Source organism: Nonomuraea sp. NPDC049400 (assembly GCF_044466425.1).
Classification (GTDB): domain Bacteria; phylum Actinomycetota; class Actinomycetes; order Streptosporangiales; family Streptosporangiaceae; genus Nonomuraea.
This window is the reverse complement of the sequence record NZ_JBITMP010000051.1, coordinates 23,435-36,184: the sequence shown is the minus strand read 5'-3', so window position 1 is coordinate 36,184 and position 12,750 is coordinate 23,435. Positions and strand designations below refer to the sequence as shown.

At 69.6% G+C, this 12,750-nt stretch carries 12 protein-coding genes; 5 read left to right on the top strand and 7 right to left on the bottom strand.

Going from position 1 to position 12,750, the window contains the following annotated elements; all coding sequences use genetic code 11:
• Window positions 1–42: 42 nt before the first annotated feature.
• Complete coding sequence (locus tag ACIBVN_RS48270) at window positions 43–1,017, top strand: DUF1702 family protein (protein WP_397147487.1); 975 nt, start codon at window positions 43–45, stop codon at window positions 1,015–1,017.
• Between the two features lie 6 nt (window positions 1,018–1,023).
• Here ACIBVN_RS48270 and ACIBVN_RS48265 read toward each other — a convergent pair whose 3' ends face one another.
• Window positions 1,024–1,653 (bottom strand): class I SAM-dependent methyltransferase, encoded by a 630-nt coding sequence (locus ACIBVN_RS48265; RefSeq protein ID WP_397147547.1) that lies wholly within the window; start codon window positions 1,651–1,653, stop codon window positions 1,024–1,026.
• A gap of 85 nt (window positions 1,654–1,738) precedes the next feature.
• Between ACIBVN_RS48265 and ACIBVN_RS48260 the strand changes: the two genes are divergently transcribed.
• The 4 genes from ACIBVN_RS48260 to ACIBVN_RS48245 all read left to right on the top strand — a co-directional run bounded on the left by ACIBVN_RS48260 (window position 1,739) and on the right by ACIBVN_RS48245 (window position 5,364).
• Window positions 1,739–2,191 (top strand): pyridoxamine 5'-phosphate oxidase family protein, encoded by a 453-nt coding sequence (locus tag ACIBVN_RS48260; protein WP_397147485.1) that lies wholly within the window; start codon window positions 1,739–1,741, stop codon window positions 2,189–2,191.
• A complete protein-coding gene (locus tag ACIBVN_RS48255; RefSeq protein WP_349450702.1) occupies window positions 2,188–2,379 on the top strand; it encodes a ferredoxin in 192 nt (63 codons plus the stop codon). The genes ACIBVN_RS48260 and ACIBVN_RS48255 overlap by 4 nt, the downstream gene beginning before the upstream one ends.
• A 29-nt stretch (window positions 2,380–2,408) precedes the next feature.
• Window positions 2,409–3,497 carry a Zn-dependent alcohol dehydrogenase gene (locus ACIBVN_RS48250; protein ID WP_397147483.1) on the top strand — a complete coding sequence of 363 codons (1,089 nt, stop codon included), beginning with the start codon at window positions 2,409–2,411 and terminating at the stop codon, window positions 3,495–3,497.
• A gap of 499 nt (window positions 3,498–3,996) precedes the next feature.
• Window positions 3,997–5,364 (top strand): serine/threonine-protein kinase, encoded by a 1,368-nt coding sequence (locus ACIBVN_RS48245; protein WP_397147481.1) that lies wholly within the window; start codon window positions 3,997–3,999, stop codon window positions 5,362–5,364.
• 466 nt (window positions 5,365–5,830) lie between these two features.
• Here the strand turns inward: ACIBVN_RS48245 and ACIBVN_RS48240 are convergent, their stop codons facing one another.
• Genes ACIBVN_RS48240 through ACIBVN_RS48215 form a run of 6 tightly spaced genes read right to left on the bottom strand, consistent with a single transcriptional unit; the run spans window position 5,831 to window position 12,706 of the window.
• Window positions 5,831–6,832 (bottom strand): sugar phosphate isomerase/epimerase family protein, encoded by a 1,002-nt coding sequence (locus tag ACIBVN_RS48240; RefSeq protein WP_397147479.1) that lies wholly within the window; start codon window positions 6,830–6,832, stop codon window positions 5,831–5,833.
• A gap of 3 nt (window positions 6,833–6,835) precedes the next feature.
• Entirely contained in the window at window positions 6,836–7,987 is a 1,152-nt protein-coding gene (locus ACIBVN_RS48235) for a Gfo/Idh/MocA family protein (RefSeq protein WP_397147477.1), read from the bottom strand.
• A gap of 11 nt (window positions 7,988–7,998) precedes the next feature.
• Complete coding sequence (locus ACIBVN_RS48230) at window positions 7,999–9,045, bottom strand: ABC transporter substrate-binding protein (protein WP_397147475.1); 1,047 nt, start codon at window positions 9,043–9,045, stop codon at window positions 7,999–8,001.
• Complete coding sequence (locus tag ACIBVN_RS48225) at window positions 9,042–10,052, bottom strand: ABC transporter permease (RefSeq protein ID WP_397147473.1); 1,011 nt, start codon at window positions 10,050–10,052, stop codon at window positions 9,042–9,044. The genes ACIBVN_RS48230 and ACIBVN_RS48225 overlap by 4 nt, the downstream gene beginning before the upstream one ends.
• Window positions 10,052–11,536 (bottom strand): sugar ABC transporter ATP-binding protein, encoded by a 1,485-nt coding sequence (locus ACIBVN_RS48220; RefSeq protein ID WP_397147471.1) that lies wholly within the window; start codon window positions 11,534–11,536, stop codon window positions 10,052–10,054. The genes ACIBVN_RS48225 and ACIBVN_RS48220 overlap by 1 nt, the downstream gene beginning before the upstream one ends.
• Before the next feature lie 12 nt (window positions 11,537–11,548).
• Complete coding sequence (locus ACIBVN_RS48215; RefSeq protein ID WP_397147469.1) at window positions 11,549–12,706, bottom strand: ROK family transcriptional regulator; 1,158 nt, start codon at window positions 12,704–12,706, stop codon at window positions 11,549–11,551.
• Window positions 12,707–12,750 lie beyond the last annotated feature (44 nt).

Here is a 12,750-nt window from a genome sequence, read left to right as displayed (position 1 = left end):
CGAGGCGTCTTCGGGGGAAGCGTGGGCGACGCGGGCACAACAATGTTCTTGGACCAGGTCAGGACCGAGCCGACATTGTCCATCGCGACGGGGCTGCGGAGGTTTCTGGCCAAGGATCCGCTGGAGTCTGATCTGAGCCGGCGACGGTTCCGGATGAGAGCGGGATCCTCCCGGACGGCATTCACCAACGCCGAAAGATCGTACGTCTTCGGCTTCAACGCGGTGATGTCCCGGGAAGTTGACAAGATCGAGGACATCCCGGCTGAGCAGCGGCCCCTCGGCTACGAAGGGGCGGCGGCCGCCTGCACCGTGCTCGACCTGCTCACGCTGACACGGGGCCGGCGCCTTCACGAGCTGCTCGCCGGGCCCGCCCAGCATCACCGCCACGCCGCCTACCTCGGAGCCGGTCGCGCGTACGCCCTGCTGTGGCTGCGGCCCGTACGAGGCGCGCGGCGGGCCCATCCGCTGCTGCGGTGGCTGGCGGTGGACGGGTTCGGCTTCCAGTGGAGCATGACCAGGGCCGATCGCATGGTGGGCGAGCGCACGATGCCCGACCTGCTCACCAGGGCGCACTGCGCGGTGTTCGACCAGGGGCTGGGCCGGCTGCTCTGGTACCACGACTGCGCCTCGCCCGACGACGTCGCCGCCAGGGTCGGCGGGTACCCGCCGGGACGGCGGGCCGACCTGTGGAGCGGGGTCGGGTTCGCGGCCACGTACACCGGCGGGGCCGAGTCCGACGAGCTGTGGTGGCTGGCCGAGCACGCCGGAGCCGACGGGTTCCGCGCGCATCTGGCGCAGGGGTGCGCGTTCGCCGTGGCCGCCAGGCTGCGGTCGGGGACGCTGCCGGACCACACGTCGCAGGCAGTGCCGATCCTCGCCGGGGCGGACCCCGAGGAGGCCGCCTCGTGGACGGACAAGGCGCTCATCGCCCTCGGGCACGAGGCGCACACCCACGAGGACTTCCTGCACTGGCAGTCCAGGACCCGCCGCTCCTGGACCCGCCGCCACCGTCACTGAGCGGGATCACATGCCCGGGCCGACGCGTTCCAGCACGCGCAGCGAGCCCTCCGCCGACACCTCCCTGAACGCCCCGGACCGCAGCGCCCGCTGATAGATCCGGTACGGCGCCTGCCCCCCGTCGGCGGGATCGGGATAGATGTCGTGGAAGACAACAGCTCCACCCTCCACGACATGCGGCGCCCACCCCTCGTAGTCCCGGGTCACCGGCTCCTCGGAGTGCCCACCGTCGATGAACAGCATGCCCAGGGACGTGTTCCAGAGCGCGGCCACCTGCTCCGACCGGCCCACGACGGCGATCACCTCGTCCTCGAGCCCCGCCGCCGCGATCGTCGCCCTGAACGTCGGCAACGAGTCCATCTTCCCGAACCGGGGATCCACCAGCGTCGGATCGTGATGGGCCCACCCGGGCTGGATCTCCTCCGAGCCCCGGTGATGGTCCACGGTGACGACCACGGACCCGACCTGCCTGGCCGCCGCGCCGAGGTAGATGGCCGACTTGCCGCAGTAGGTGCCGATCTCGCAGATCGGCCCGAGCTTGCCGTACTGGCGGGCCGCCTCGAACAGCGCCAGCCCCTCGTTGCGCGGCATGAATCCCTTGGCGTGCTTGGCTGCGTGGAGCAGCTCTGACGGCATCGACATAGGGATGCACCCTAGCCGAACCGAATAACATTCCAGGAGGCCCTTGCAGGGCACTTCTGAAACCTGTTCTACTTGCACCGTGAATCAGCGCGCTCGCATCGCGATGTCGGACGACGACGTCACCGCGTTCCTGGAGGGCTCACGCAAGCTGCAGCTGGCCACCATCAATCCGGACGGCATGCCGCATCTGGTGACCATGTTCTACGGGCTCGACGAGGGACGCATCACCTTCTGGACCTACGCGAAATCCCAGAAGGCCCGCAACCTGGCGCGCGACCCCCGGGTGAGCTGCCTGGTCGAGACCGGTGACGACTATGGCGAGCTGCGCGGCGTCCTGGTGTACGGGAAGGCCGAGCGGCTGGACGGCCGCGATCGCGTCATGGACGTCGGCATGATGGTCGCCCGCCGGATGACGCCGGGCGTCCCGGACGAACTGTTGCGCCCATATGTGGAGAAGACCGGGCAAAAGCGGGTTGCGTACGTCGTCGAGCACACCAAAGTGGTCTCATGGGATCACAGGAGGCTCACATAAAAGTCAAGTTGGACGAGTTGGTCTGCGAGGCCAACGCCGTCTGCATGGGGCTCGCGCCCGAGGTGTTCGAGGTGGACGACGACGACCAGCTCCACATCCTGCTGCCGGAACCACCCCCCGAGATGCAGGACCGCGTCCGCCACGCGGTCAGGTCCTGCCCCAAAGCCGCTCTGTCCCTCGAGGAATAGCCCCACGCCTGAGTTCGAGGAGGAACCCCATGCGCGCCGCGATCCTGCACGCCGTAGGCAACGACAAGCTGGACATCCGCGACGACGTCACCCTGGCCCCCGTCGGGCCGGCGGACGTACGCGTACGGATCAAGGCGACGGGCGTCTGCCACTCGGACCTGTCGGCCATGACCGGCATCCTGCCGCAGCCCGTGCCCCTGGTGCTCGGGCACGAGGGCGCGGGCGAGGTGGTCGAGGTCGGCGAGCACGTCACCTCGCTCAAGCCGGGCGACCACGTGGTCATCAACTGGCGGCCCGGCTGCCAGGAGTGCGACCTGTGCCTGGGCGGCCAGCCGTACCTGTGCATCAAGTACGTGGTCGAGGCGTTCAGCAAGGGCAACTTCCGGTTCGGGGGCGACGGGGCGACGGCGTTCGGGATGGCCGGGTGCGGCACCTGGGCGGAGGAGATCGTCGTGCCGTGGCAGGGCGCGATCAAGATCGACGATGACGTGTCCTGGGAGGCGGCGGCCCTGATCGGCTGCGGCATCACGACCGGCGTGGGCGCCGCGATCAACACCGCCAAGGTCCGCCCGGGCTCGACTGTCGCGGTGATCGGCTGCGGCGGCGTCGGCCTGTCGGTCATCCAGGGCGCCCGCGTCTCCGGCGCCAGGACGATCCTCGCGGTCGACCCGCTGGAGTCCAAGCACGAGCTGGCCAAGAAGGTGGGCGCGACACACGCGGTCACCCCGGAGCAGGTCCCGGACGCCATCAACGAGCTCACCGCCGGCGCGGGCTTCGACTACGGCTTCGAGGTGGTCGGCAAGTCGGCCACGATCCAGAGCGCCTGGCAGATCACCCGGCAGGGCGGCGACGTCATCGTGGTCGGGGCGGGCGCCGTGGACGACATGGTGTCGATCTCGGCGTTCAGCCTGCTGTTCGAAGGCAAGAACCTGCTGTCCAGCCTGTACGGGGAGGCAGACGTACGCCACGCCTTCCCCTACTTCGCCAAGCTCCACAAGGCCGGCAAGCTGGACCTGGAGTCGATGATCAGCTCCCGCATCCGCCTGGCGGACCTGAACGACGCCGTGGAGGCGTTGCGGGGCGGCGAGGTCCTCCGCCAGATCGTCCTCATGGACTGAACCCTTCGCGGATCGCCGAGGCAGCCCGCGCTCACCGGCGGGCGGCCTCGCCGCCCAGCCCGGCGCGGGCGACGGCCTTCAGGTCCTGGCCGCCCTTGCGTTGCACGACGGTGAGCAGGCACCGGACCCGCGTGGTACTTGAAGCTCCCGCTGTCAGAGTCCCTCTTGCCTTTGACGTTCTCCACGCAGTCGTCGGCCATGAGGTCGTTCTCCATGTAGATGCTCATCGGCGTGCGCACGCCGTACCGCGCGAGGCCGGGACGCTTGGCGAGGACGGCGGCAAATCCCGACGGAGTCCGTGCGCCCGACCGCTCACGCCTGCGGGCGGGCGGCAGTCCTGCCCTACTGGACACCAGCAGCCGACAGATGATCCAATTCCTGGCAACGGTTACTCTCATGGCCATCCGGCCTACCGCGCGTGACCGATAGTGTGCAAGATCTGGGATGCTTCGCCCCGGCATGAGACATCCCCTCACGAGCCACTAGGGAGGCGGACGAAGTGGGGCTGGACGGAGATGTGGGCAACCGGGGCAGCCAGGACCGTCGGGAGAGCAAAGAGCACATACTCGGCGGACGGTTCCGGGTGGAACCTGGGGAGAGCATCCCCGAGGGCAGAGGCGAGGTGCTCTACGCCTACGACGAGGAGCTGGGCCGCCCCGTCGTGCTCAAGCGCACTCATTCAGGCGAGGCCCGGGCTTTAGCCAGGCTGGTCCACCGGCACATCGTCACCGTCTACGACGTCCTGACCGTTGATTATGGTCCCTGGGCAGGCACGTGGCTGGTCATGGAGCATGTGCCGAACGGCAGCCTGTCGGACAAGAGATTCTCCCAGCGGGAGGCGGCCAGGATCGGCGCGCAGATCGCCGACGCACTGACCGCACTGCACCGCAAAGGGCTGGTCCACTGCGACGTGAAGCCCGCCAACATCGTCATGGACGCCGACGGGGCGGCGAAGCTCACCGACTTCGACGCCGCGCGGCGGCTCGGCGGCGCGGAGACGATCTCTCCCGACCGCCCGATCTCCTACACGCCCGACTACGCCGCAGCCGAGATCGTCCGCGGCAACCCGGGTACGGCCTCCGACGTGTTCTCCCTTGGCGCCACCGTCTATGCCCTGGTCGCCGGAGGTCCGCCACGCCCCTGGGCGCGCGGCGACGCGCCGACCGAGGAATCACACGACGGCGACCCGGACGACCACCGGCAAGTCGTGGGGTGGGGGGCGCACCACGGGCTCATCGAGATGGCCGCCGATATCGGGCCGCTGCGCCCGGTGCTGACGGCGATGCTCCAGACCGAGCCGGACAACCGGCCCACTGCCGCCGAAGCCCGCGTCGCGCTGCGCGACATCGCCGACCCGCCCTCGCCGTGGCGTAAGGCCCGCGACGCCGCCAGGCGCCGATGGCCGGCACTCGCCTCAGGTGCGGCCGCCTTGGCGCTGGGCGCGGCCGTGATCGTCGGGATCGCCGACGGTGATGATCCGCCCGCCGTTCCCTCTACTGCCTCCTCGCGCGCCCCTGCCCCGTCGCACGCGCCTTCCGGCTCGGCCGGCGAGAAGGTGGTGACGGGTCCGAGGATCGTCGCGTCCAAGGGCCCGTCGACGACCTATGGCAGTTGCCGGAAGAACTGCGCCTTCATCGAGTTCCGGGCCACCGGCCTCAAGCCGGGCACGAAATATCGTTTCAGGCCGTACACCAGCAATTGGGGGGCGTTCAACCCTGGGGCGAGCTTCACCACCGACGAGAACGGCGAGCAGCACTCAGACGGGCAGTTCCCGTGCAGCGCGGTCGGCCAGAAGGTGTGGATCGTCGCCGAAGGGCCGGACGGCGAACGAGTCGTGTCGAACAAGTTCACCTGGGCGCCTGGATAGACGCGGTAGACGGCGTGCATGCGGTCGGCGAGGGGCTGCTGTCGGCGTGCTTCGTGCGGGCGGCGTACTCGCTCCTCCAGCAGGAAGCAGCCCACGTATCCGAGTTGCCGGTAGCCCTTGGGACCGTCAGCGCGCGTACCCGTGTAGTCGCCGGGTGAGGCGACGATGGTCACGCAGAGCGTCGTTGTCCCGGTTGTTCTTCACGGTGCCGTAGCGGACAACGGCGGGCCCGGCGACCTCATCGCCACCCTGACCGCCGCGTGCCTCGGCGTGCCAGGAGGTCGAAGTGCGCTTTCCCGCTCGGGGCGGGCTCCAGCAGGCCAAGCTGGTAACCGGCCAACGGGTGGGGATGGCGAGCGGGGTTTTGGGGGATCGAAAGGGGGCGGAGCTCCCTTGGGAGGCGCTGTCTGACACCCTGAAGGCGCGCAGCGCCCCCCTCTGTGGAAGGCCTTGCTGTCGGCGGCCCCTACGTCGTGGAGAAGGCGGCGTCGAAGGCCGCCGCCGGCGGGGTGATGGAGTTGAGCTTGCGGATGTACGCCAGAGCCTCCCTGGCCCCGTCGAGCCGGTCCATCCCCGCGTCCTCCCACTCGATCGAGATCGGCCCTTCGTACCCGATCGAGTTCAGGGCGCGGAAACAGTCCTCCCACGGCACGTCGCCCCGCCCCGTGGAGACGAAGTCCCAGCCGCGCCGCATGTCCGCCCACGGCAGGTGCGAGGACAGGCGGCCCTTGCGGCCGTCTCCGACGCGCATGCGCGTGTCCTTGCAGTCCACGTGGTAGATCCGGTCCTTGAAGTCCAGGATGAACCCCACCGGGTCCAGGTCCTGCCAGACCATGTGCGACGGGTCCCAGTTCAGGCCGAAGGCGGGGCGGTGGCCGATCGCCTCCAGTGTCCGCTGGGTGGTGTAGTAGTCGTACGCGATCTCGCTCGGATGGACCTCGTGGGCGAAGCGCACCCCGACCTCGTCGAAGACGTCGAGGATGGGGTTCCAGCGGTCCGCGAAGTCCTGGTAGCCGGCCTCCACCATCGAAGCGGGCACCGGCGGGAACATGGCCACCGTGTGCCAGATCGACGACCCGGTGAAGCCCACCACCGTGTCCACGCCCAGCAGCGAGGCGGCACGGGCGGTGTTCTTCATGTCCTCGGCCGCGGCCTGGCGTACCGACTCGGGGTCGCCGGAGCCCCAGATGCGGGCGGGCAGGATGGTCTTGTGGCGCTCGTCGATGAGGTCGCAGACGGCCTGCCCGACGAGGTGGTTGGAGATGGTCCAGACCTTGAGGCCGTGCTTGTCGAGCTGGGCGCGCTTCTGCTCCACGTACGACGGGTCCGCCATGGCCTGGGCCACGTCGAAGTGGTCGCCCGAGCAGGCGATCTCCAGGCCGTCGTAACCCCACTCGGCGGCCAGCCTGCACACCTCCTCGAACGGCAGGTCGGCCCACTGCCCCGTGAACAGGGTGACAGGTCGCATGAGTCAGTCCTCCACGTCCGTGTAGCGGCTGCCCTCAGCCGCGCTCTGCTCGACCGCCTCCAGCACCCGCTGCACCCGCAGCCCGTCCGCGAACGACGGCGACGGGTCGGCTCCGGTGGCGATCGCCTCCAGGAAGTCCTTGATCTCGTGGGTGAAGGTGTGCTCGTAGCCGAGCCCGTGCCCGGGCGGCCACCAGGCGCCCATGTACGGATGGTCGGGTTCGGTGACGAGGATCCGCTCGAAACCGCCGCCTCCGGAGCTGAACCAGAGCTCGTTCATGGCCTCGAAGTCGAACGCCAGGCTGCCGAGCGAGCCGTTGATCTCGATGCGCATCGCGTTCTTGCGTCCGAAGGCGAAGCGGGTGGCCTCGAACGAGGCCAGCCCCCCGCCCGACAACCGGCCGATGAACAGGGCGGCGTCGTCCACGGTGACCTGACCCATCGAGTCCGCCCGCGAAGCGCCGAGGCCCGCGGACTCCGCGGCGAGCGGGCGTTCCTTGATGAACGTCTCCGTCAGCGCCGAGACGCCCACCAGCGTCTGCCCGGTGATGAACTGCGCCGCGTCCACGATGTGCGCGCCGATGTCGCCCAGCGCGCCGGAGCCCGCCTTGTCCTTCTGCAGCCGCCAGACCAGCGGAAACTCGGGGTCGACGATCCAGTCCTGCAGGTACGCGGCCCGCACGTGCCTGATCTCGCCGATCCGGCCCTCTTCGACGAACCGGCGGGCGAGCGCGACCGCGGGCACCCGCCGGTAGTTGAAGGCCACCATGCTCTTGCCCGGCGCGGAGGCCGCCGCCCGGACCATGGCCTCGGCCTCCTCGACGGTGTTGGCCAGCGGCTTCTCACAGAGCACGTGCTTGCCTGCCTGCAGCGCGGCGATGGCGATCTCGGCGTGTGAGTCGCCGGGCGTGCAGATGTCGACGATCTGCACGTCGTCACGCTGGACCAGCTCTCTCCAGTCCGTCTCGACGTCGGCCCAGCCGAGCTGCGCCGCGGCGGCCTCGGTGCGCTCCTTCGACCGGCCGGCGATCACCGCCATGCGCGGCGTCAGCGGAAGGTCGAAGAAGGCTCCCACGCTCCGCCAGGCCTGGGAGTGAACGCGGCCCATGAAGGCATAGCCGATCATGCCCACGCCGATGGTGGTCTTGTCTGACATGCAACCCCCGATCAGGATTCGAAGCCGAGCGCCAGGTACTTCTCGACGTTCTCCTTGGTGATGGTCTCGGACGCGAGCGTGATTGACTGCGGAACCTGGTTCTCCAGCAGATCACTCATGCCCTTCCCCTGTGCTATCAGACGCGCGAGCTTGATCGCAGAGGAGGCCATCGTGGGGCTGTAGGTGACCGTCGCTTTGAGCACGGAGGTGCCCGACTGGATCTCCTTCATCGCGTTCAGCGACCCGGCGCCGCCGACCATGATGAACTCGTTCCTGTTCGCCTCCTTGATGGCGGCGAGCACGCCGACGCCCTGGTCGTCGTCGTGGTTCCACATGGCGTCGATCTTCTTGTGCGCCTGGAGCAGCGACGTGGCCACCTGGTTGCCGGTCTCGACCGTGAACTTGGCGTCCTGCTTGGCCGTCACGCTGAACCCGTACGTCTTCAGCGCGTCGGCGAACCCCTTGCTGCGGTCCTGCGTCAACGGCAGCGTGGCGATGCCCTGGATCTCGACGATGACCGGGTTGGCCACGCCCTTGTCCTTGAGCTGCTTGCCGATGAAGTGCCCGGCCGCGACGCCCATGCCGTAGTTGTCGCCGCCGATCCAGGTCCGGTACGCCAGCTTGTCGGGGAAGACGCGGTCGAGGTTGATGACCGGGATCCCCGCCTGGGTCGCCTGCAACGCGACCTGGTTCAGCTGCTGGCCGTCGTTGGGCAGGATGACCAGCGCGTTCACCTTGGCGGCGATGAGCGACTCGACCGCCGAGATCTGCTGGTTGATGTCGTTGGTGGGTTCGACGGGCTTGAAGTCGACGTCGGAGTACTGCTTCGCGGCGCTCTCGGCGTTCTTGGCGATGGCCGCGATCCAGCCGTGGTCGGCGGCGGGCGCCGAGAAGCCGATCGTGACCTTCTGACCGGGCTGGTCGTTGCCGCTCGCGGCGGGGGCGGGAGCGGGGGCCGCGCTGGAGGGCGCCGCCGCGGGCTCGTTGCTGGTGCAACCCGCCGCTAAGAGTACGGCTCCGCCGACGAGGAATCCCCGGCGCGCGACGTTCTCACTCATGGTGCTCTCTCCTTCAGGTTCCGCCGCTGGAGAAGGACGGCGACGACGATGATCAGGCCCTTGGCGATGAGCTGGTCGCTGGTGTTGAGCCCGTTGAGAATGAACAGGTTCGTGATGAGCGTGAAGATCAGCAGGCCCAGGATCGAGCCCACGATCGTGCCCCGTCCCCCGGTGAGCAGCGTGCCGCCGATGATCACGGCGGCGATGGCGTCGAGCTCGTACAGGTCCCCGTGGGTGGACGAGCCCGTCGTCGTGCGCGCCATGATCAGGATGGCGGCGATGCCGCAGCACAGCCCCGACAGGGCGTAGAGCAGCATCGTGTGCCTGCGCACGTCGATCCCGGCGAGCCTGGCCGCCTCGGGGTTGCCCCCGACCGCGTACGTGCGCCGCCCGAACGTCGTGCGGTTGAGCACGATCCACCCCAGCACCACGACCAGGGCGAAGATGTAGACCAGCAGCGGGATGCCGAGCAGGCGCGTGGTCGACAGGTCCACGACGGCGGCGTTGTCGGCCTGGATGAGCTGCGTCTTGCGGTCGGACATGCGCTGCGCCAGCCCGCGGGCGGCGACGAGCATGGCCAGCGTGGCGATGAACGGCACCAGCCGCCCGTAGGCGATGAGCAGGCCGTTGACGAGCCCCGCTCCCGTGCCGACCAGGATGGCGCAGATCGCCATCACCACCGGCCCGTACGACTGGGTGGCGAGCGTCGTCGCCCAGACCGAGGCCAGCGCCATGACCGCGCCCACCGACAGGTCGATGCCGCCGCCGATGATCACGAACGTGGCCCCGACCGTGATCACGCCGATCGTGGCGGCCAGGGACAGGATGCTGACCAGGTTGGAGGCGGTGGCGAAGTTCTCGGGCCTGGTGACCAGGCCGACGACGACCAGCAGCGCCAGGGCCGCCAGCAGCCCGAGATGCCGCATCTCCCCGAGGCCGCCGAAGCCGCGCGACGGCGGGGGTGCGGCCACTCCGGGCAGCGGCCGCTCGGTTGTGGGCTCGCTCATCACGCCGCCCTCCCATTCATGATCATGTCGAGTACGCGGTGTTCGTCCAGCTCCGCCGCATCGCCCTCGTGGATGACCGTGCCCTCGCGTAACACCAGCACCCGGTCGGCGAGGCCGAGCACCTCGGGCACCTCGCTGGAGACCAGCAGCACGCCGATGCCCCGCTCGGCGAGGTCGCGGATGACCGCGTACAGCTCGGCCCTGGCGCCCACGTCCACGCCCCGGGTCGGCTCGTCGAGCAGGAGCAGCTTGCGACCGCCGAGCAGCCAGCGGGCGAGAACGGCCTTCTGCTGGTTGCCGCCCGAGAGCGTCCTGATCGGGCGTTCCGGGTCGGGTGGCCGGATGTCCAGCATTTCGGACAGGCGCTTGGCCTCGTCCCGCTCGCGTTTGCGGTCGATCCAGCCGAACCTGGCGAACCCCGGCAGGCTGCCCAGCGTGATGTTGGCGGTGACGCTCTGGTCGAGGAGCAGGGCCTGGGCCTTGCGCTCCTCCGGGGCCAGGCCCATGCCGCGCTTGACCGTGCCGACGACGCTGCGGCGTACGGGCTGCCCGTCGAGCAGGACGCGCCCCGATGAGGGACGGGCGCCGTACACGGCCTCGAGGATCTCCGAGCGACCCGAGCCCACGAGCCCGGCCAGCCCGACGATCTCGCCCGCCCGCACGGAGAACGAGACGCCGGAGAAGACGCCCGGCGAGGACAGGTTCTCGGCCCTGAGCACCTCCTCCCCCGGCGCGCGCTCGGCCCTGGGCGGGAAGACGTACTCGACGTTCCTGCCCGTCATGAGGGAGACGATCTCCGCCGTAGGGGTGTCGCGGGCGGACAGGCCGACCGCGACCGTGCGGCCGTCCTTGAGCACGGTGACCCGGTCGCCGATCTCGCGGATCTCCTCCAGGCGGTGGGAGATGTAGACGACGGCCACGCCCTCGCCGGTGAGCTCGCGGATGATGCGGAAGAGGTTCGCGACCTCGTCGTGGGCGAGGGCGGCGGACGGCTCGTCCATGATGATCAGGCGGGCGTCGTGCGAGAGCGCCCGCGCCATGGACACGACCTGCTTGGCCGCCGGCGACAGCCGCCCGACCTCGGCCGACGGGCGGATCTCCGGGTGGCCCAGCCGCTCGAGCACCTCGCGGGCCGCGCGCCTGGCGGCCGGCCTGTTCACGAAGCCGAAGCGGGCGTGCTCGTGGCCGAGGAAGATGTTCTCGGCCACGCTGAGGCCGTCCACCAGGTCGAGCTCCTGGTAGATGGTGGCGAAGCCGAGCCTGATGGCGTCTATGGGGCTGCCCGGGCGCACTTCCTTCTCGTTGAACGAGATCGTGCCCTCGTCCGGCTGGTGGACCCCGGCCAGCACCTTGATCAGCGTGGACTTGCCCGCGCCGTTCTGGCCGAGCAGGCAGTGCACCTCGCCCGCCCGTACGTCCAGGTCGACCCCGTCCAGCGCGCGCACGCCGGGGAACTGTTTGACGATGCCCTTCATGACCAGCATCGGAGGTCCCTTTCAGGCGTTGACGATGCGGTTGATGTTGTCCGGTGAGAGGTAGTGCTCGATGGCGAGGATCCCCGCCCCTAGCGCGGCCGCGTTGATGCCCGTACGGCTCGGTTTGATGGACAGGTGGTGCGTGGCCAGCGGGAGCGACCTGCGGTAGACCGTCTCCCTGATCCCGGCCAGCAGATGCTCGTGCACCCGCGACAGCGCGCCGCCGATGACGATGACCTCGGGGTTGAAGAAGTTGACCAGGCTGGCCAGCACCTCACCGATGAGCCGGCCGGCCTCCCTGACCAGCCGCAGCGCCTGGGTGTTGCCCGCCTGTACGAGCGCCACGACGTCGCCTCCCGACTCGGCCGGCAGGCCCAGCTCGGTCAGCCGCCGCGCGATGGCGGCCCCGCCGGCCACCGCCTCCAGGCAGGCGCTGTTGCCGCACCGGCAGCCCGCGTCCTCGTGGCCGCTGACCCGGATGTGGCCGATGTCGCCGGCCGAGCCCTGTGCGCCCCTGTGCAGCTTGCCCTCGGCCACGATGCCGCAGCCGATGCCGGTGCCGACCTTGACGAACAGCAGGTGGTTGGTGTTCGGGAACGAGTGGCGGTGCTCGCCCAGCGCCATCACGTTGACGTCGTTGTCGACCAGCACCGACACGCCGCCGAAGTACTCGGGGACGGGGTAGTCGTTCCAGCCCGGCATGATCGGCGGATTGTTCGGCCGTCCCGTGGCGAACTCCACCGGCCCCGGCACCCCGATCCCCATCGCGCGCAGCGCCGAGCGCGGCCGCCCCACCTCGCCGAGCAACCGGTCGACCCGCTGGTCCACGTGGGCGAGCACGTTGTCCGGCCCTTCGCCGATCAGCAGCGCGTCCTCGCACTCGGCCAGCACGTTGCCCGAGATGTCCATCAGCGCGACCCGGCAGTGGGTGGCGCCCAGGTCGACGCCCGCGAAGGCGTGGTCCTCGGTCTGCAGGCGCAGCTGGCGCGGCGGCCGCCCGCCGGTGGACTCGCCACTCTCGGTCTCCTCGACCAGGCCGCGCTCGATCAGCGCGTCAACGCGCTGGGAGATCGTGGACCTGGCCAGGCCGGTGAGCCTCGCGAGGTCGGAACGGGTCGTGGCCGAGCCGGCACTGATCAGCGTCAGCACATCACCGGCGGATCCCAGCTGGGGGGTCATGTGGCGACAATAAGATCACCTATGCGGCAAATCAAGAGCGAGGA

Excerpts from the sequence above, each read along its gene's own strand:
- ACIBVN_RS48270 (WP_397147487.1), top strand. The coding sequence starts at position 43 with ATGTTCTTGGACCAGGTCAGGACCGAGCCGACATTGTCCATCGCGACG.
- ACIBVN_RS48265 (WP_397147547.1), bottom strand. The coding sequence starts at position 1,653 with ATGCCGTCAGAGCTGCTCCACGCAGCCAAGCACGCCAAGGGATTCATG.
- ACIBVN_RS48250 (WP_397147483.1), top strand. The coding sequence starts at position 2,409 with ATGCGCGCCGCGATCCTGCACGCCGTAGGCAACGACAAGCTGGACATC.
- ACIBVN_RS48240 (WP_397147479.1), bottom strand. The coding sequence starts at position 6,832 with ATGCGACCTGTCACCCTGTTCACGGGGCAGTGGGCCGACCTGCCGTTC.
- ACIBVN_RS48235 (WP_397147477.1), bottom strand. The coding sequence starts at position 7,987 with ATGTCAGACAAGACCACCATCGGCGTGGGCATGATCGGCTATGCCTTC.
- ACIBVN_RS48230 (WP_397147475.1), bottom strand. The coding sequence starts at position 9,045 with ATGAGTGAGAACGTCGCGCGCCGGGGATTCCTCGTCGGCGGAGCCGTA.
- ACIBVN_RS48225 (WP_397147473.1), bottom strand. The coding sequence starts at position 10,052 with ATGAGCGAGCCCACAACCGAGCGGCCGCTGCCCGGAGTGGCCGCACCC.
- ACIBVN_RS48220 (WP_397147471.1), bottom strand. The coding sequence starts at position 11,536 with ATGCTGGTCATGAAGGGCATCGTCAAACAGTTCCCCGGCGTGCGCGCG.
- ACIBVN_RS48215 (WP_397147469.1), bottom strand. The coding sequence starts at position 12,706 with ATGACCCCCCAGCTGGGATCCGCCGGTGATGTGCTGACGCTGATCAGT.